This is a genomic window from Afipia felis ATCC 53690 (genome assembly GCF_000314735.2).
In the GTDB taxonomy this organism is placed as follows: domain Bacteria; phylum Pseudomonadota; class Alphaproteobacteria; order Rhizobiales; family Xanthobacteraceae; genus Afipia; species Afipia felis.
In genome coordinates, this window is sequence record NZ_KB375270.1 from 775,830 (window position 1) to 794,697 (window position 18,868).

17 protein-coding genes are annotated in these 18,868 nt (G+C 58.0%); 7 read left to right on the plus strand and 10 right to left on the minus strand.

Annotation, left to right across the window (positions count from 1 at the left end):
* Nucleotides 1-817: 817 nt before the first annotated feature.
* From HMPREF9697_RS20790 to HMPREF9697_RS03890, 5 genes are all read right to left on the minus strand, one after another.
* Nucleotides 818-1,012, minus strand: a complete 195-nt coding sequence (locus tag HMPREF9697_RS20790; RefSeq protein WP_002715844.1) for a hypothetical protein — start codon at nucleotides 1,010-1,012, stop codon at nucleotides 818-820.
* The gene (locus HMPREF9697_RS20795; RefSeq protein WP_157223240.1) at nucleotides 1,009-1,956 is read right to left on the minus strand and encodes a GAF domain-containing protein; all 948 of its coding nucleotides are present in this window, start codon (nucleotides 1,954-1,956) and stop codon (nucleotides 1,009-1,011) included. The genes HMPREF9697_RS20790 and HMPREF9697_RS20795 overlap by 4 nt, the downstream gene beginning before the upstream one ends.
* 32 nt (nucleotides 1,957-1,988) lie before the next feature.
* Nucleotides 1,989-2,195: a hypothetical protein gene (locus HMPREF9697_RS20285; protein ID WP_002715846.1), complete on the minus strand. Its 207-nt coding sequence runs from the start codon at nucleotides 2,193-2,195 to the stop codon at nucleotides 1,989-1,991.
* An 84-nt stretch (nucleotides 2,196-2,279) separates the two neighbouring features.
* Nucleotides 2,280-3,005, minus strand: coding sequence for a hypothetical protein (locus HMPREF9697_RS03885; RefSeq protein WP_002715847.1), 726 nt, complete (start codon nucleotides 3,003-3,005; stop codon nucleotides 2,280-2,282).
* Nucleotides 3,006-3,258: 253 nt separating this feature from the next.
* Nucleotides 3,259-3,789, minus strand: coding sequence for a DUF2478 domain-containing protein (locus HMPREF9697_RS03890; protein WP_002715848.1), 531 nt, complete (start codon nucleotides 3,787-3,789; stop codon nucleotides 3,259-3,261).
* A gap of 236 nt (nucleotides 3,790-4,025) precedes the next feature.
* On the opposite strand from HMPREF9697_RS03890, the gene HMPREF9697_RS03895 reads away from it, so the two are divergent.
* The 7 genes from HMPREF9697_RS03895 (at nucleotide 4,026) to HMPREF9697_RS03925 (ending at nucleotide 11,148) form a co-directional block, all read left to right on the plus strand.
* Nucleotides 4,026-4,850 carry a septal ring lytic transglycosylase RlpA family protein gene (locus tag HMPREF9697_RS03895; RefSeq protein WP_051053900.1) on the plus strand — a complete coding sequence of 275 codons (825 nt, stop codon included), beginning with the start codon at nucleotides 4,026-4,028 and terminating at the stop codon, nucleotides 4,848-4,850.
* Between the two features lie 119 nt (nucleotides 4,851-4,969).
* Nucleotides 4,970-6,196 (plus strand): D-alanyl-D-alanine carboxypeptidase family protein, encoded by a 1,227-nt coding sequence (locus HMPREF9697_RS03900; protein ID WP_002715850.1) that lies wholly within the window; start codon nucleotides 4,970-4,972, stop codon nucleotides 6,194-6,196.
* A gap of 3 nt (nucleotides 6,197-6,199) precedes the next feature.
* Nucleotides 6,200-6,898, plus strand: a complete 699-nt coding sequence (gene tmk / locus HMPREF9697_RS03905) for a dTMP kinase (protein WP_002715851.1) — start codon at nucleotides 6,200-6,202, stop codon at nucleotides 6,896-6,898.
* Nucleotides 6,895-7,938, plus strand: a complete 1,044-nt coding sequence (locus HMPREF9697_RS03910; RefSeq protein ID WP_002715852.1) for a DNA polymerase III subunit delta' — start codon at nucleotides 6,895-6,897, stop codon at nucleotides 7,936-7,938. The genes tmk and HMPREF9697_RS03910 overlap by 4 nt, the downstream gene beginning before the upstream one ends.
* A gap of 47 nt (nucleotides 7,939-7,985) precedes the next feature.
* Entirely contained in the window at nucleotides 7,986-9,557 is a 1,572-nt protein-coding gene (gene metG / locus HMPREF9697_RS03915) for a methionine--tRNA ligase (RefSeq protein WP_002715853.1), read from the plus strand.
* The gene (locus HMPREF9697_RS03920) at nucleotides 9,557-10,351 is read left to right on the plus strand and encodes a TatD family hydrolase (RefSeq protein ID WP_002715854.1); all 795 of its coding nucleotides are present in this window, start codon (nucleotides 9,557-9,559) and stop codon (nucleotides 10,349-10,351) included. Before metG ends, HMPREF9697_RS03920 begins: the two co-directional genes overlap by 1 nt.
* A complete protein-coding gene (locus HMPREF9697_RS03925) occupies nucleotides 10,348-11,148 on the plus strand; it encodes an MBL fold metallo-hydrolase (protein WP_002715855.1) in 801 nt (266 codons plus the stop codon). The genes HMPREF9697_RS03920 and HMPREF9697_RS03925 overlap by 4 nt, the downstream gene beginning before the upstream one ends.
* Before the next feature lie 12 nt (nucleotides 11,149-11,160).
* On the opposite strand, the gene HMPREF9697_RS03930 is transcribed toward HMPREF9697_RS03925, so the two are convergent.
* The 5 genes from HMPREF9697_RS03930 to asnB all read right to left on the minus strand — a co-directional run bounded on the left by HMPREF9697_RS03930 (nucleotide 11,161) and on the right by asnB (nucleotide 18,868).
* Nucleotides 11,161-12,507, minus strand: a complete 1,347-nt coding sequence (locus tag HMPREF9697_RS03930; protein ID WP_002715856.1) for an MATE family efflux transporter — start codon at nucleotides 12,505-12,507, stop codon at nucleotides 11,161-11,163.
* On the minus strand, nucleotides 12,500-13,306 hold the full coding sequence (locus HMPREF9697_RS03935; protein ID WP_002715857.1) for a nucleoside/nucleotide kinase family protein: 807 nt from the start codon (nucleotides 13,304-13,306) through the stop codon (nucleotides 12,500-12,502). The genes HMPREF9697_RS03930 and HMPREF9697_RS03935 overlap by 8 nt, the downstream gene beginning before the upstream one ends.
* Nucleotides 13,307-13,326: 20 nt before the next feature.
* Nucleotides 13,327-14,859: a nucleoside/nucleotide kinase family protein gene (locus HMPREF9697_RS03940; protein WP_002715858.1), complete on the minus strand. Its 1,533-nt coding sequence runs from the start codon at nucleotides 14,857-14,859 to the stop codon at nucleotides 13,327-13,329.
* A 74-nt stretch (nucleotides 14,860-14,933) separates the two neighbouring features.
* On the minus strand, nucleotides 14,934-16,865 hold the full coding sequence (locus HMPREF9697_RS03945; RefSeq protein WP_002715859.1) for a polysaccharide biosynthesis tyrosine autokinase: 1,932 nt from the start codon (nucleotides 16,863-16,865) through the stop codon (nucleotides 14,934-14,936).
* On the minus strand, nucleotides 16,862-18,868 hold the full coding sequence (gene asnB, locus HMPREF9697_RS03950; protein WP_002715860.1) for an asparagine synthase (glutamine-hydrolyzing): 2,007 nt from the start codon (nucleotides 18,866-18,868) through the stop codon (nucleotides 16,862-16,864). Before asnB ends, HMPREF9697_RS03945 begins: the two co-directional genes overlap by 4 nt.

The following is an 18,868-nucleotide window of genomic DNA, read 5'->3' on the forward strand; positions in this document are numbered from 1 at the left end:
TTAAAATCTATCCCACCAACGAGACAAATCCAATGCTCCACGTAGCGCAAAGAGCCGCGTGAGACGTTTCGCTCCAGCTTAACCTACAGATATTAGCGCATCATCGTCTTGCGATAATCTTCGATCATCTCCGCGGTAACGTCATCTGCAAAGCACTTCGGCGCCGCTCCACCGGGACGAGAATATGCGCTGCGACTTCCGCATCGTCGCCCATTTCGCATTCGGTCATCCGGGCAGGCACATGGGCGGCCGGTCGAATGGTAAGCGTTGCGGCTCGCTGTTACGATTAGCGCGGCAATCGCAGCTGCTGTAAGTGCAGCCTTCGCGTCGGGCTTGCGGCGCCTTGTCTCAGTCGGCTGCGCCGGCTGCGGCGTGATTGGAGGATTCGATACACGCTGAGGGACAAGCTGCAGCGGTTGATTGGCGGGGCGAGCGACCTCGGGCTTCGCAGTTCTCTTTGGTGGGGGCGCAGATGGCCTCGTAGACTGCGGGACGGGTTGCGGCAGGGTTGCGAGCGGAGTTGGTGGAGGCGGGGCAGGGGCGTGGCTAGCAGCTCCCAGCGCATAAGCCCCCACAGCCGTTCCTAGGACCAGAATAATGCCCCTAAGCCGCATTACGATTTCCCCCGCAACATCTTCCTGTGCTGTGGGTTCTGTTGCAACCCTCTGCGAGACGCTGGGGAGCCACTAAATATTGACCTAAAAGGACGAACCGGTAGGTTGGGACGTCTCTAAAGGAAGAGCGTGTGGAAGAGTAATCCAGCCCCATATTGCCGGCGCTGTTCGATGCAGTGTTCGGCAAGTAGTGCCTGAGCAGGCTAATTCGACAGGGACTCTATGAAACGGAAGAAGCCTCTAGATTTTCTGCGACGTATGTCACGCAGTTCTTCATCCGCTTGATCTTCAGTAATCTCGCCGTGATTTAGACGTACGAAAACACTAACAATATCCGGTTCTCGCTCTTCTGCATCCTGGCTGGATAATTGCTTGTTGACGGATGAACGTTTGTTCATGACCCAATCCTCATGCAGGGGGCCTCTTTTTCGACGAGTAACGCAAGAACGCTCGTAAAAGGCATAAGTTGCGCTGTGATCACGTCGCCAACGGGACCAGTGAACTCGTATGGGCGCGAGCTGTCAATTGTAACAACGCCGCAACATTCCGTGCTGGCGTTCCGATGGACGATCGGTATCAGAAGAATGCTTCTATATTTCAATGTCTTCTGGGATAGTCCTGTTTGCGCAAAATGCTTCTGTGCCTTCATGTCGTCGACAACGAAGGATGTGCCAGACTTAGCGACGTAGTATGCGATCGTCTCACGCGAATCGATGGGTATGTTGGTGGCACGGTTCGCTTTTGCGCGAGCAATCACCTTTATCGAGTCACAGTTCTCATTTCCAAAGGTCAGTAAGCTTACTTGGAAATAATCACCACCGCTGCTGAGCGTGTGAAACTTCGCAATGTAAAGCATGCATGCGAGAATCTTCTCGCATAACTGAACTCTCGATGGAAATGGGAGAGATAATTTGGACGGCAGCGCTTCAAAGAGCTCGCGATTTATTACTTGATGCCGTGTTGCGCATTGCTCCATTAGATCTCGTTGATGGGATCTCAGCTGCCGATCTGATCCGAAAACATCAAATAGATGTTTGGCGACCAATAAGCCAGCGACAACCAAGCTCATCCATCCGGCCTTCGGAGCATCCACCTCTCCTTTGGTCCACCAATCAACCCAGTATGGCGTGAGAGCAACTGCAGTAACCAAGAGGATGCGCGCAATTGTTCTGAGAAAACTCAGGGTATCTGAGAATGCTCCGAAGACTCTCGGCAAGTCGTGATAAAAAACGCGCCAAGCAAAACGCTTGAAACTGCGCCATCTGGTAGGCGATGATGTTACCCATGACAATCGACGAGCATACGACTCATCAGTCGGCGAATCTGCCGTTGGTTTAGACACCGCGTCCCCCATGTCTTACTTTGCGGTGCCGTCTACGGCTTGCGTCGATTATATGGTGATTGGTTGGTGGGCTTCAGTGAGATGTTTTCCGTTTGCGCCTTGGCTCGGATAGCCGCTTCCGTTCGCCCGTGCGTCAGACCGATGACGCGAGTCGGCATGTTGCCTTTCGCTTCCTTTCGAAGTTGTTGCACTTCAGCAGGAGTCCATGGTTTGCCGGTATTGCGGGTTGATTTCGCCATCTGCCTCGTCCCCTGTTTCCCTAGGGCAATCTACCGCTGGTTGCGGTGCACTGGGAACTATCTTTTTGACTTAGCGCTGCCGCATCATCTGCTGTCAGTCGCATCGGGATGCGAGGACGTACCGGACCTCCGGTCGCGCCACCAAAGAAAGACGAATGCAATCCAGAGCAACATAGACAAACTGGCGGAGATCGCGAAGATCATCCGATTACGCCGCTCATTCTCTTTAGCTCTGACGAGAACCTCGAGCATATGTTGTGGCGTAACGTCTGGCTGCAAATTCTGTGTAGGAGGCAAAATGCGGCGCGTAACCAGTATGTTTTCAATTGTGTCGTTCTGATCGGCCATTCGGACTCGAGCCAGGAACATTAACTCCAGATCGGGTGTAAATTGTTCGTACTTGCCATCAGTCACTCCAGCCAAGATTGCTTTCACCGTCCGCGTCTGGCCAGGAGGAATTGTCCCCAAGGATGAGAGGCTAATCGTTGCGCTGAGCTTATCGATGCCTTTGGAGTCGTAGCCGAGGTAGAGCGATCCGGCCTCGAACGAGTGGAGGGCGGTGAAGTCGAGAGGAGTGATGTTCACAACGCCACGGTTTGAAATTGAGACGGTAATCGACTGAGTGCTCACCCCGATAGATCGGAGCTGAACATCGACCGCCGGCTTTTTGTCCTCAAGCTGCTGTTCATATTGCGTGACGCCGAGGTTAAAGGCTTGCTGTGCCGTGCAATAACTGAGAACCGAAACACCCAGCGCTAGTACCGATACAATCCCTGCGTAGTGGGCTGAGACGAGCCGATTCAGTTGCATTTGCGCTCTATCGGGTTGGCACCGAAATTGGCACCCAACTCATTTGAACGAGTTGTTATCAACGAGTACTGCGTGTGGGACGGAAGCTCAAAATACCAATAGAATAGGGCGTTCTGGTGCCAAGCGGGACTATCCGCATGGCCATTACTGTATTTCAAGACCGGTTCCTTAAACCACTCGGACACCTCTCCAGAATATCCCGCAGGAACGGCGTCTGTTTAGGGCACCTTCCAAGGCGGCGTCAACGCGCGGCTCAGGCTACCGCGGGATTGCCTGCCTGCAGGCTGGCCCACCATGCGCGAATGGCGGCTGGATTGTCGGGGATCATGGTCGTGCCGCCGGTAAATTCCGCCCATGCGTCCCGATGTTTCTCCGACACTGTGGTCAGGATTGGTTTTCCGGCGGAAGCCGCGGCCTCAAAAGCGGGACGCAGCCCGCGGCCCATGCCCTCCAGCTTGCCGAACTTGCTCAGCACGACGACATCGCTTGCCTCGATCTGCCCCAGCAGTGCCATACAGGCGGCATCGACGCCGCTGCCGTCAAGGTGGCACGAGGTGTCGCTTGGCGGCGTTTCCAGATACATCGAAAATCGCGCTTCGCTCGCAAGGTCGCGCAGAAAGCCGGCAGCGCAACTCCGGTCGGGCAGGGCATGCGCCTCGCCAATCAGCCCGACGACATTCACGCCTTCGCTGCGCCATTCCTTGACTTGCGCCTTGAACAACGACTGGATGGCCTGACTGTCAGAGCCGATTACAGTGGCGATGGATGCGGAGAGAGGCGTCATGGTCATGGCTCGCAAGGCTAGTGCCCCAGCATGCGTCATGGCTTGACATGGCTCAAGAGCCCATGGCGACGGGAATAGATTCGGCCGATTGCAAGCCGGATTTGGCAAGGATCGGTTTACCACACGCCATGGCCTCGATTTGGCCCCCATTTCGCTTGAGGCTGCTATGGTTTATGCTGCGTTGCAGCCGATGGTGCCGGGTGGGGGCGCCGCAGGATTTACGGACGTCTATGGGGATGATCAATCAACACGCGGCACGCCGTGCCTGCCAGCTTTTGCTGGGTGCCTGTGCTTGCCTGCTGCTCGCCAATTGCGCGCCCGGCAAATTCGCCAATCGATTCGATCCCAAATACGGCGTTTCCTCCAGCCCGCGCGTGGTCGATTTTGACAAGCCGGTGCCGAAGGGCGGTGGAACCTACCGCATCGGCAAGCCCTATCAGGTCGCGGGCCGGACCTATGTGCCCGAAGAAAACACCCGTTACCGCGCCGAAGGGCTGGCCTCCTGGTATGGGGACGATTTCCACGGACGCCTCACGGCCAATGGCGAAGTGTTCGATATGACCTCGATCACCGCGGCGCATCCGACCCTGCCGATGCCGTGCTATGTCCGCGTCACCAATACCGCCAACGGCAAGTCGCTGATCGTGCGCGTCAACGATCGCGGCCCATATCACGGCAACCGGATCATTGACGTTTCCCACCGGGCCGCGACACTGCTCGGTTTCCGCGGCAATGGCGTTGCGCGGGTGAGGGTGGAATATGTCGGCCGAGCCCCGCTTGAGGGCTCGGACGATGCGCTTCTCGTCGCGACGCTGCGGACCAACGAACCGGCGCCTGCGCCGTCCAGCATCATGGTGGCGTCGGCGGCGCCGTTTGTGCCGCAGATGCCCGCCGCACCGCAGGGGGGCATCCGATCGGATGTACCGCTCCCTGCCGAGCGGCCATATACCCTTGGCGCTACCGATGTTGCCGACAGCGCCGAATTGCGGTCGAGCTATCAGGCGGCAGGTTATGCAACGGCCGCGAATAGCGATCCCGGGGCCGGACGCGGGCTCTATTGATACCTTCCTGAGTATCCGGCTGGGGGAACAGACCGTAGCCTCCGTTGTTTGGCTCCGTCTCACCTGATACAAGCCGGGCCATGGCCTTTCGATCCGAAATTGCGGGAATCACAGGACAAATGAGCCGTTTTGCGGCTTGGGGAGCGCGCGTTGCCGCGGCCGTCCTGCTGACCGCCGGCCTTGTCCTTGCGCCGGTTCATGCGGCCAATCACAGCGTTCAGGGCGCGGTGAAAAAGGAAGAGGGGGGCATCGACACCGAGGCACCCACCGCGATCCTGATCGAAGCCAAGACCGGCAGCGTCTTGTTTGAGAAGAACGCCGACGAGTTGCGCGCACCCTCGAGCATGATGAAACTGATGACGGCGGAGGTCATCTTTCATGCGCTTGCGAAGGGCGAGATCAAGCTGACCGACGAGTATCGCATCAGCGAGAATGCGTGGCGCAAGGGCGGTGCGCCGTCGGGCTCGTCGACAATGTTTGCCGCGATCCACAGCCAGGTCAGCATCGACAATCTGCTGCATGGCCTCGCCATCCAGAGCGGCAACGATTCCTGCATCGCGCTTGCGGAAGGCTATGCCGGCAGTGAGGATGCGTTCGTCAACAGGATGCAGGCGCGCGCGAGAGAGCTCGGTCTTACGCGCTCTACCTTCGGCAACACCAATGGCCTGCCCAACCCGGACAACAAGATGTCGGTGCGCGAGCTTGCCCAACTGTCGCGCCATATCATCCTGACCTATCCGGAATTCTATAAGCTGTTCGGCGAGCGCGAATTCACCTGGAACAAGATCCGTCAGATGAATCGCAATCCGTTGCTGGGTTCACTCGACGGCGCGGACGGCTTGAAGACCGGCTACACCAAAGAGGGTGGCTACGGCATGGTGGGTTCCGCCATGCAGAATGGCACGCGGCTCGTCGTTGTGGTCAACGGCCTCGAGGATTCCGCCGATCGAGCTACAGCAGCCAAGAAGCTTCTGGAGTGGGGTTTCAAGAATTTCGAATCACGCACGCTGTTCGATGCAGGGCAGACGATCGCTTACGGCAAGGTGTTCGGCGGCGAGACCGGCTCGGTCGAGCTTCATGCCGACGAGCCCGTGAGCGTGATGGTGCAGAAGAACGGCAACGACAAGCTGATCGCCCGTATCGTCTATACCGGTCCAATCCGTGCGCCAGTGCAAAGCGGCCAGCGGGTCGGCATGTTCCGGCTCTGGCGTAACGGCAATCTCGCACTGGAGGTGCCGGTGCATGCCGGTCAATCCATCAGCACCGGTTCGATGACAAGCCGCGCGCTCGATGGCGTGAGCGAGCTCGCGATCGGCCTGTTTCGCTCCGGCATCCAGAAGCTGTGACGCATGGCGAAACGCGCCAAAAAATCCGCACCTCGCAAAGGGCACGTCATCGGCCGCTTCATCACATTTGAAGGTGGCGAAGGCTCTGGCAAGTCTACCCAGATCCAGATGCTGGCGGACCACTTGAAATCCGAAGGCATCGAAACTCTCGTGACGCGCGAACCGGGCGGGTCGCCGGGCGCGGAGATCATCCGTCATCTTCTACTGTCGGGCGTCGGTAAATTGCTTGGCGCGGATGCCGAGACGTTGCTGTTTGCGGCTGCGCGTGACGATCACGTGCATCAGGTCATCAAGCCCGCGCTGGAAAAGGGCGCGTGGGTGCTGTGCGACCGATTCACCGATTCCACGGCGGCTTATCAGGGAGCGGCCGGGAAGGTCGATGCCGCCTTCATCCGGGCGCTGACGCATGCCACCATCGGCAAATTGGAGCCCGATCTGACGTTCATTCTGGACGTGCCCGTCGCCGTGGGCTTACAGCGGGCGATTAAGCGGCGCGGCAGAGCGGTGGCCGACAGGTTTGAGGGAGAGAGCCTCTCTTTCCACGAGAGCTTGCGTGACGCTTATCGAAAGATTGCGGAGGAAAATTCCGCGCGCTGCGTTGTGATCGACGCCAACAATGAGCCGGCCGAAGTGGCGGAGCGCATCTGGCGGGCGCTGCAAGACCGGCTTCCGACCTGTGTATCGGTTGGAGCAGGCGCATGAGCACGCGAGCTTCGCAGGCAGACGTGCTTTCCGTTCCGCATCCGCGCGAGACGACATCTTTGCACGGTCATGTGGCGGCGGAGGCTGCGCTGCTGACCGCCTACAAGAGCGGTCAGATTCCGCATGCCTGGCTGATCGGTGGTGGGCAGGGCATCGGTAAGGCGACGCTGGCCTATCGCATGGCGCGCTTTGTACTCGCGCATCCAGATCCGTCGTCGCAGGATGTGCAGCAGGTGGCCAATCTGCAGGTCGACACCCCGCACCCAGTTGCGCGGCAGGTTGCGGCAGGTAGTCATGGAGGCCTACTGACGCTAGAGCGCAGCACGAATGACAAGGGTGTGATGCGCAGCGTCATCACGGTTGATGAATCGCGCGAGACGATTTCGTTTTTCGGTTCGACGGCGGCAGTAGCCGGATGGCGCGTCTGCGTCGTGGACACTGTCGACGAGTTGAACGCCAACGCCTCCAACGCACTCCTCAAGATTCTGGAAGAGCCACCGTCTCGTTCGCTATTTCTGCTCGTCAGCAACATGCCCTCGCGTGTGCTGGCGACGATCCAGTCGCGTTGCCGCAAGCTGGTGCTGCGGCCACTGGCCGTGGAGGAGGTTGTCGCCGCAGCGGCGGAAGCGCTGCGGCTCGACGTGACCGATCCGCAATTGCGTGAAGCGGCGGAGGCCGCCGACGGCAGCGTGGCGCATACGCTGACACTGATGGGCGGCGAGGCACTGGGATTGCAGCAGCGCACCTCGGCCCTGCTCGATACGCTGCCACGGCTCGATCACCGCGCGCTGCATGCACTTGGGGACGCGCTGCCGCTGAACGACCGTGTGGCGCTGCGAACTTTCGTGGAAACGGTCGAAAGATGGTTGTCGGAGCGGCTGCGCGCAGACGAATTACAGTCGAATTTACCGCGCCTTGCACGGTTTGCCGAGGTATGGGAAAAGATAGGCAAGGCCGCCCGCGAAACGGAATCATTCAATCTGGAACGAAAACCGCTGGTGTTTTCTGTGTTTGGATGGCTCGCCGAAGCGTCCGCATGAACCCGCCGGATCATCCCGACCGCACTTAATGAAAGGCCTTCGCACGCATGGCGAATGCAGAGACTTCATCCCGCTCTCGCTTCTACATCACGACCGCGATTGCCTATCCGAACGGCGCTCCGCACATCGGCCATGCCTATGAGGCGATTGCGACCGATGCACTTGCGCGCTTCCAGCGGCTCGATGGCAAGGATGTGTTCTTCCTGACCGGCACCGACGAGCACGGGCTGAAGATGATTCAGACCGCGCAGAAGGAAGGCATGACGCCGGCCGAACTCGCCACACGCAATGCGGAGCGGTTCAAGGAGATGGACCAGCGGCTGAACATCTCCTTCGACCGTTTCATCCGCACATCCGAACCAGCGCACCATACCTCGACGCAGGAAATCTGGCGGAGAATGGCGGCGAACGGCGACATCTATATCGACAGCTACGCGGGTTGGTACTCGGTGCGCGATGAGGCCTATTACGCCGAGGACGAAACCGTCGTCGGCGAAGACAAGGTGCGCCGCGGGCCGCAGGGCACACCGGTGGAGTGGGTGGAAGAGAAAAGTTACTTCTTCAAGCTCTCCGCCTATCAGGACAAGCTCTTGAAACTCTACGAAAGCCAGCCCGATTTCATCGGGCCGGACTCGCGTCGCAACGAGATCGTCAGCTTCGTCAAAGGCGGGCTGAAGGATCTGTCGATTTCGCGCACTACCTTCGATTGGGGCGTCAAGGTACCGAACGATCCCGAGCACGTGATGTATGTGTGGGTCGATGCGCTGACCAACTACATCACTGGCATCGGCTTTCCCGATGAGAACGACGCCAACTGGAAATACTGGCCGGCCGACGTGCACGTCATTGGCAAGGATATCATCCGCTTCCATGCGGTATACTGGCCTGCGTTCCTGATGGCGGCGGGCATTCCGGTGCCGAAGCGCGTGTATGCTCACGGCTTCCTGTTCAACCGCGGCGAGAAGATGTCGAAGTCCGTCGGCAACGTCGTCGATCCGTTCGTGCTGGCGGATCAATACGGCGTCGACCAGATGCGCTATTTCTTCCTGCGTGAGGTACCGTTTGGGCAGGATGGCAATTACAATCACGAAGCCATCGTCGCACGCACCAATGCCGACCTCGCCAACGATCTCGGAAATCTCGCGCAGCGCTCGCTGTCGATGATCGGCAAGCAGCATGGCGGCATCGTGCCGGAGCCGGGCGCGTTCAGCGATAATGACAAGACCATCATGGGGCAGGCCGACGCCATGCTCGCGCAGGCGCGCGAGGCAATGGTGACGCAGCAAATTCATGTCGCGCTGAATGCGATCTGGGCCGTGGTGGCCGAGGCCAACCGCTACTTCGCGGGCGAAGCGCCTTGGGCTCTGGCCAAGACCGATCCGGCGCGGCAGAAAACGGTGCTTTACGTGACCGCCGAAGTCGTGCGCCAGATAGCCATTCTGGCTCAACCCGTGATGCCAGGTGCGATGGCGAAGATGCTCGATATCCTTGCTGTTCCGACCGATGCCCGCGATTTCGCGGCGCTTGCAAATCGCCTTACACCTGGCACGCAACTTCCGCCGCCTGCGCCGGTTTTCCCTCGGTACATTGAACCCACCGATCCCGCGGCCAAAAGCTGATGCTCGTCGACAGTCACTGCCACCTCGATTTCCCCGATTATGCCAATGAGCTCGATGCCGTGGTGGCGCGCGCGGAGTCGGCCGACGTCAAGCGTATCATTACCATCTCGACACGGGTGAAGCGCGTCGATGGGTTGCGCGCGATCGCCGAGCGCTATCCGAGCGTCTATTTTTCGGTCGGCACTCATCCGCATCAGGCTGACGAGGAAGATGGGATACCGGCCGAGGAATTAATCGCGCTGTCGCATCATCCCAAGGCTGTGGCATTCGGTGAGGCGGGGCTCGATTATTTCTACAAGAACTCATCGCCCGAAGCGCAGGCGCGCGGCTTCCGCACCCATATCGCGGCGGCGCGCGCAACCGGCTTGCCGCTCGTGATTCACACCCGCGAGGCCGACGAGGACTGCGGCCGTATTCTCGACGAGGAAATGGAGAAGGGGGCCTTCCGCGCCGTTCTTCATTGCTACACGGGCGGATTGGCGCTGGCGCAAAAGGCTGTTGCTCACGGCCTCTACGTCTCGTTCACCGGTATTCTCACCTTCAAGAACTCACAGAATGTGCGCGACGTCGCGGCGGAAATCCCACTCGACCGCATCATGATTGAGACCGACGCGCCCTTCCTTGCGCCGGGAAAATATCGCGGAAAGCGCAATGAGCCATCTTTCGTCACGGAGACGGCAAAGGCGCTGGCTGAATTGCGGGGTCTGTCGTTTGATGAAATCTCCCGCCAGACCACGGAAAACTTTTTTCGGTTCTTCAATAAAGTTCCGCGCTTGGATAACGCCACCGCATGAGCCTCATCTTCACCATTCTTGGCTGCGGATCGTCGGCCGGTGTGCCGCGTCCTGCGCTTGGCTGGGGCGCGTGCGATCCTTTGAATCCGAAGAACCGCCGTCGCCGCTGTTCGGCGATGGTCGAGCGTGTCAGCGCGGACGGCCTCACGCGTGTGGTGATCGACACGTCGCCTGATCTGCGTGAGCAGCTCATCGACGCCAATGTCGATCATATCGACGCCGTGTTCCTGACCCATGAGCATGCCGACCAGACCCACGGCATCGACGATTTGCGCTCCGTCGTGCTGCACCAGAAACGGCGCATTCCGACCTACTTCAATCAGTCCACTGCCAAGGACATCGACCAGAGATTCTCCTATTGTTTCCAGTCGCCGCCCGGCAGCGACTATCCGCCGATCCTGGATCGCTGCTCAATCGAGGCCGGCGAAAGCCATATGATCCACGGAAAGGGCGGTCCGATCACCCTGACCGCTTTCTGGGTCGAGCACGGCAATATTCCGGCGCTGGGCTATCGCATTGGCAACACCGCCTACACACCCGACCTCAACGGCATCCCGCCCGATAGTTTTGCCGCGCTCGAGAACCTCGATCTGTGGGTTGTCGACGGCCTGCGCTACACACCGCATCCTAGCCATTTCTGTATCGACGATGCGCTGCACTGGATCGAGCGATTCAAGCCGCGGCGCGCCGTTATCACCAATATGCACGCAGACGTCGATTACGAGGCCGTGTGGGCCAGACTGCCGGCCGGTGTGGTGCCGGGCTATGACGGGATGCGGCTTGAGCTCGGGTTGTAAACAGCGGCAGCATCATGCTGGTGCTCCTTTCGCCCTGAAGGCGGATTGAAGCATGAAGATAGGACTCGGCAGAAGTCCCAGGCGGCGCCAGATAAAGGCTGCCATTGCGATATTCCAGATCACGAGTGTGATCGTTGCTGAGATCGCTGCGCCGATGAGCCCTAGCTGGCTGACAAGAGCTGCGCTCAGAAGAAGATTGAAGAGGGCACTCAGGATCAGAAGGAGGGCTGCGATCCGCTCGCATCCGGTCATGGTCAGGATCGATAACTGCGATCCACAACTCGCGGCGAGGACTTGACCCAGGAGAAGAATATGTAATGCAGGTACGCCCGCGTCATAGGCTCGACCGAACCAGGCTAGAAGCGGCTCTGCAATAACGGAAAGCGCAAGCGCGCTGAGAGCAGCGCCGCAGAGCGTCCATAAGGCGATCCTGGCAGTCAGGACTTGCAGCGCATGATGCTGCTTTCTGACAAAGAGGTCGGAAATCGTAGGTGCGAGCAAAGTGTTGGCTGCAGTTCGTGGCAGAGCGACTAGGAACGAAATGCTGAACGCGATCGCGTAGATGCCGGCCTCCTTGGTCAGGCCGACCCAGCCGAGCACAAGCACACCGCAACGGTTCAGCATCGCTTCGGTGGCTGCAATCGCCACGAGCGGCAGGATGGTTTTTCGCCAGATCGGGATATCGTAGCTTGGCGCGATCCCATCGATCTCTTGCGGATGTAGCCGCCGGACCGCGAGGCTTGCAAGGATGAGGGCCGCCGTTGTGCTGGCAAGAGTCGCCATCATGATGAGGGGGGCATCAAGGTGCCATTTTAACACCTGGCTCAAGAGCACGACGATACAGATCAGTGCGCCGTCGCGTATCATGCGATCCGGCACCACGGCCGATAGGACGCCGCCGAATGCGCGTACGATCGAGCTTCGAATCCATAAAAGCGCCCAGATCGGAACAAGAATGAATCCCGCAAGAAAGGTGTCTCTCAGTTCTGGAGATATCTCGCCGCTCGGAATCATGACCGCGATCGCGCCGACCAAAACGATGAGCGTGCCAGCAACCGCCATGCGTTGTTCCGAATATCGGATAACACCGCGTAGCAGGCTCCATGCCTGATTGGCACGATAAGCGGACACGAAGCGCAAGAGTGCGATGTCAAAGCCAAGCGCGGAGAAGTAGGCCAGCACAGTGACCCAAGCGAGAACGTAAGCGTAGACACCAAAGGTCTCAGCGCCGACGATCCGCGCGATCAGGAGTTGTGAGCATGCGGTCAGCCCGGCGCCTGCGACGTAGACCGTAAGTGCGGCGATGCCGCCAAGGGTCACGCGCCGGATCGATCCGCTGCCAAGCACCTTGTCAAACATGCGGGAGGCTTTCGCTTGAGAGGTTTCCCCAAAGTGCATGGGGTGTTTGATATGGCGCGTGGGCTTTGATTCTGATCTGTTCGGCAATCTTTCTCACCGCATCGTCAAGCGAGCGCGGATCTGATGAATTAACGCAAGTGACTGCCTGACCTCGCTTTCGAATAAGGCTGAGGAGCTGCTCAAAAACCGGATTCTCTTCGGTGTTCGTGTCCGGGTCGACCTCGAGCATGCGCTCAATGAGACCCTGGAAGCGTTGCCGATTGTGCAGCCGTGCGGCCAAAATATCGGGAGATGCATCGAGTTTGATAAGCAGATCAGGTTTCGGAATCTCGTCGAGTGCGCGTGCAATCAGCGTTTCATCAGCCGAAGGGTGAGACAGTGCAAGCGAGCATACGGCTTGGATGAAAGCCTGATCAAACAATGTGATGTGGTTAGATCGAGAAGCCATGTGCCAGGAATGGGACAGACGAAGAATGTATTGGCTCAGTCTGATTGACGAAAAAAAATTTTTGGGTGGCAGCGCCTTTAACAGACTCGATGCCGTGCTAAGATCGTTACGATAGGCGAGCGGATGAAACGTCATTGTCAGAAGTTCTATGACAGGCCTCGCCAGGCGGATCGCGACGGCCGCAGTTGGCGCGAATATCGGATGCTTGTGGGAATTCGGCGGTAGTCGCTCAGCCGGCCGGTAACTGAGAACAAGATCTACCGTCTGATGCTGGTTCTGAAGTTCAGCGGCAAGTGCGCGGGCAAAGGTTGTTTTGCCAACGCCTTGTGGGCCAAAGATCTCGACAATCATGCGCGATCTCCGTGAAAGGCCTACAGTAGATCCCATATCTCGGACTTGATCCGACGTATGACGTCGGGTAGCGGCCGCTCGGCGTCGATGGTCACGACATGCCTTGCCTCGAAGGTAAGGTGTCGCAACGTCTCGATGCGATCCCGAACAATCGACGGGTCCATATCCGGCTCGCGTGATAGCGCCGTTTCGGGCGTGACCTGCAGCTTGATGACGAGATCCGGTGGTAGGCGTCGCGCGAGAAAATACGCGGATGCTTCAAGGCGGCGTAGCCAGCGTGGTGCGCGAGGAATGCGATTGAGAAGAGGGCCATCGTTGTAGCTGAGCGTTTGGCTTTGGGGGTAGCGGTCTGTCAGAACGACCAGCCCACGGTCGGCCCCGCGCCGTGCGGACATCAGCTTATTTCGCTTCTCCCTTGCGACAACCAGCGCCCAGACTGTGAGAAACGTAGCATAGAAAAGGCCAGGCCTCTGGTTTGATATCTTGCCGTGGGAGGCCCCCTTCGGCCGCGTTTTGAGGGCACCTACGATGAGCGGCAGCATCATCTTGAATGGACGTAGAAGAAGCGATGGTCGGCCATCTCCCGTGCCGAAATACATCGGAATGGTGTCGATTTCCGATCCTAGCCATTCATGGATCTTGGCCACAACGGTCGATTTTCCGCTGCCATCGACGCCGACGATGGCGACGATAATGCCTCCGCCCGGCGCACGACGATTCCATGGCCGAGGCAGATAAAGAAAGTTCTTGTTAAGGCCACCGATAGTCCAATGAGCTGCCCGGATGGCTGTCCGCAGACGGGCCTCGATCGCACTGTACATCCGATAAGGCGTCAGGAATTTCTCAAGATGGCGTCCCAGTACTCGTTGATTCTCGAGTGGCGCCTTATCGTGAAACGCTTCGACGAGTTCGCCTGCAAGGCGTTCGTTCGTAAGGCTGATGGCAAGGTTGCAAAGTGCGTCGTTGTCGAGGCGGGAAGCAAGAGCGGCTCGGTCCAGGGAGAATTTCTGCGTCGTGGAGGCCCAGTGCCGCCACGTGACCGGATCGCGACGTCGTAACTCCAGGCAACCACGGACGATCAGCAAGAACGCTTCGCTGGCGGGATCGAGTATCCTGATGGGGAAAGCCGAGTGCTGGATCGAGCGTGCAAGGATCACGTCCTCCCAAGGAAGGCGATAATTCTTGAGGAGCCGCTCGCCTGATACCAGACGGAAATGCAGGTGAACGTGCATCAGTCGCCCGATGGCGTTATCGTGGCCAAGGAAACTGAGAATGGCGGGGTCATCCCGACCGGGAACCGACGGAAAGAGCTTCAGGCCGCATTCGAGCAGGATAGCTTCGCAGCGGTGCTGATCTTTACGCGCGACAAGAAGATCGAGGTCACCTTCGCCGGTCAAAACGGAATAAATGCTTCTGCTGCTTTTCCAGAAACAGTAGGAGATACTGGCTTTCTGAAAACACTCGAGGACCGCCAGAAAGACAAGGGAGATTGCGCCATCCGCGGGCGGTTGCGCCGTCAATTCAAGTTCTCTCTGGATGTTGATCAGCCTCATGATGAAATCGCTCCGATTTCAAGAGCATTACTGATGGTGACTGGTTTCGCCGCAAAACGTGCCTTTTGTTGCGATCATGATTGAGCCGAGCGTGAGTAATAGTTTTCGTATGTCACCAGCGCCTCGCCTGCGTCGCCATAGCGATAAGTCGCGTGCATTTTTAGATCGACCTGCGTCAGCAGGGCGAGAGGAATGTCGATTCCATCACCGCGACGATTGGGGGCTCGCAGCAAGCTGATCGCATTCTGTGCGACCTCGCGTCGTGTACTTCCCCATTTGACGACAAAGACGACTTTGTCGGCCATCGGTGCAAGCAGTCGCGATTCGATAATTCCGAGAAGGGGGGGGCCGTCGATGATAATGCTATCGTAAGTCTTGCTCAGTTCGTTCAGCAGAAGCGGAAGACGCTGGTCGGACAGAATCGGCAAGGCATCCAACGGAGACGTTGGCATCGCAAGATAGTCGATTCCGAGATCAGGAATATGCGTGGTGATGTCCGCCGCAGATTGATTGCGCAGGAGAACATCGAAGATTTCTCCGGCAGTGCTGTTGCCAAGCTCGCGCGAGACGGACGGTCGCTTGAAGTCAAGGTCGATCATCAGTACCCGTCGGCCAAGCGATGCGGCGCAGACGGCAATACTGACGGCTGCCGTTGTCTTTCCTTCTCCAGGAACGCTTGAGCTGATTAAAACGGTTCGCGGTGCACGTTGCGGCGTTGTGAGCCACAATTCGCCGACAACCGAGCGGATGGATTCAGTGTAGGCGGAGAAAGGTTCGGTCAGCATATGCTGATGTGGTTTCACATTTCGAATATCGGACAATCTGGGGATGAAGCCGACGCAAGGGATTCCAAGTGTATCCTTGACGTCTTGCTCGCTGCGCAAACCTCTGTCGCTTTGCTCCTTGATAACGGCAATGAAACTTCCGCCTATGAGAAGGATGATCAAGGTTGGGAGGATGAACAAAATCGGATTGTGAGAACTAGGCTGGTTCGGCGGAGTGGCGAGAGAAACAATTCTAGCGATCGATCCGATGTCCCCTCGCTGGTCGAGAATTTCCCTCTCTCGCCTCCGTAAGTTGGAGTATATCAATGCGCTTGCGGCTGCTTCACGTTCAAGTTCGCGGATTCGCGTGTTGGAATCCTGCGCTGCCTGGCTGCTTTGATCCTGCGAAGCCGTGGTCGGCCCCCGGGCTTCTTTCTGGACAGCTGTCGCACTCTGCGTAGCAGCGTTACGTGCTTCAGCAATTCGATCACGAAGTAGCGCGAGTTCACGCGATGTATACTTCGATTTCTGGTCGTTCTGACTGTCGATGTATAATTGCACAGCCTTATTGACGACGATTGCCGATTCCTCAGGGCTTCGGGACGTATAGCGAACAACAATGATTCGAGAGCGGTCTTCCTGCGCGACCCGCAGATACCGCTCAAGATCTTCGATATCGATGATCGCTCCGTGGCGATCTCTAAAGAGGGTTCCGATCCAGATGTGAAGGCGGCGATTGAGTTCGCCAACCCACGACGTTTCTGCCTCGATCACTGGTGACGCAGGAGGTGGTTTCATGACCGCGGGGGCGACGGCCGCGCCGGACCGTTTCGCGACCGCGATGAATTCCGGATCAGCCAGCAAACTCTTAACGACACGCTGAAGATGGTCGTGCGATGTCAGGAGCTTGACGTGCGTATCGATGGCCGAATCATCCGAGGCGGGCGAAGAAGAGGGGCTATTGGCTCCCTGAGTAGGTTCGACAATGATCTGGGCCGCGGCTGTATACTTCGGTGCGATCATCAACGCCGCTGCTGATGCCAGAAGGGTTCCGCAGAACGCGACGGTGAGGATAAGCCTTCGGCGCCGTCGTAACGTGTCGAGTAGTTCAATCAGGTAAGGCCCGGGAGCGGCTTGCGCGTCGCCGGGCTGGCCGTATTTGGCGTTATAAATGTTGCGGATCGGTTGAATGTCAGAGGCGATCCTGTAGGCAATATCCCTATCGATATGCGTCCAGTTCATGACTCAGCCTCCACATGACATTTCAACTCAGGTGGATCCACCACAGGCAGTGACGGACACGCATAGCGGTTCGCATCAAGCCAGGATTGAACCATGAGGACAGACCATAGATAGCGCGAGCGGTCGCGTTGACCGGTCAGGTGCTCTTGCCAGGATGCCTGGACGCTTCTGGAATCGATGAAGCCATCGTCACGGATGCGGCGTATATCGAGCAATCCTTGAGCCCAGTCGCGCAGAGGTCCACGGAGCCACAGGCCGATTGGCACGTTGAAGCCCTGTTTGGGTCGTTCGAAGAGATATTCTGGCAGGTAGCGACGCAGGGCCTGTCGTAACAGCCACTTGCCTTGCCCGTTACGAATCTTCATGGCGGTCGGCAGCCGCCACGCGAATTCGACCACGCGGTGATCGAGGAACGGGCTACGTGCCTCAAGACTCGCTGCCATGGTTGCTCTGTCGAGCTTCACAAGAACATCGCCGACGAGATAACTGGCTGTATCGCAGTACATGATACGTGATGCTGCGTCAGGCAGATTCGGGATGTCTTCATTCTCAATTAGTCCAAATGGCGTTATTTGACTTGCGCGGGAGAAACTCATGAGCCGGTGATAGAGTTCGCGACTATCCGTGACATTGAGTACCTGCGCGAGCTTTTCCAGATTTTCCTCGACGAGAAGCTCATGCATGTCCTCTGAGACAGGCAGTTTTCCTAGCCATCTTTCCCATTTCTCGGGCCTCTGTATGTGAAACGCTGAAGCCGCCATGTGGCGCAGTTTTGCTGGAATTTTGAAGAGAAGCGCCAGACGTGCCATCGCGATATGGCGGGAGTACCCACCAAAGCATTCATCCCCGCCGTCGCCCGATAGTGCGACCGTGACGTGCTGCCTTGCCAATCGGGACAGAAGTAATGTCGGTATTTGCGATTCGTCCGCGAATGGTTCGTCCCACACTTGTGGAATGTCCGGAATGACGGCGAGGGCTTCGCTTGGTGTGACCCTGAATTCAGTGTGCTCCGTGCCGAAATGCCGTGCCACCATCGCGGCGTGGTGTGCTTCGTCGTAGCTGGATTCAGAAAATCCGATCGTGAATGAACGAATAGGCTGCTGCGATTGTGCCTGCATCAGCGCAGCAATCATCGAGCTGTCGATCCCGCCGGATAGAAATACACCGAACGGAACGTCCGCTTTCATGCGTTGCTGAACAGCCTCGCGCAGCAATTGATCGAGTTCGGACTCAAGATCCGCCAGACTTGCGGTAAGGAGGTTCTGCTGACCTTCCTCCGCCATTGTAGCGAGTTGCCACCAGCGCCGGACTTGGTGACGCAGATGGGACACGGAGCCGTTCTTCAGGTCGTCGGCGGTTACCGAGAGGATAGAGCCGGGGGGAAGCTTGAAAACCCCTTCCCAGATGCAACTATGATCGGGGATGAAGCCGTGTCGCAGAACCATGGCAATCGCATTGCGATCGATTCTCGGGTTAAATCCGGGGTAGGATCGGATGGCCTTGAGTTCGGACGCAAATACAATGCCGCCTGGGACGATGGCAACGTACAGAGGCTTCTTTCCCATGCGATCGCGCGTGAGGTGCAGAGTACGAGCTCGCCGATCCCAGACACCAAGGGCAAACATTCCGGAAAATTGCGGCAGAGACGCTTCAATGCCGAAGCTCTCGAACGCCGCCAGCATCACTTCGCTGTCGCTGTGGCCTCGGAAACGATGCCCGGTCGCCTCCAATTTTCGTCGCAACTCCTCGAAGTTGTAGACCTCGCCGTTAAAGCTCATGACGAGATTCTTGCTACTAGACAGCATCGGCTGCTTTCCGGCCTCCGAAAGATCCACGATCGAGAGCCGTCGATGGCCCAGGGCGATGCCGCCTTCTGTATCGATCCAGGTGCCGCTAGCGTCGGGGCCCCGATGCTGCAGAGTTGCAGTCATCTGCGCGATCACTCCGAGTTTGCGCGGGTCGGCTTTTTGGGAATGAAGGAAGATGCCGGCAACTCCACACAT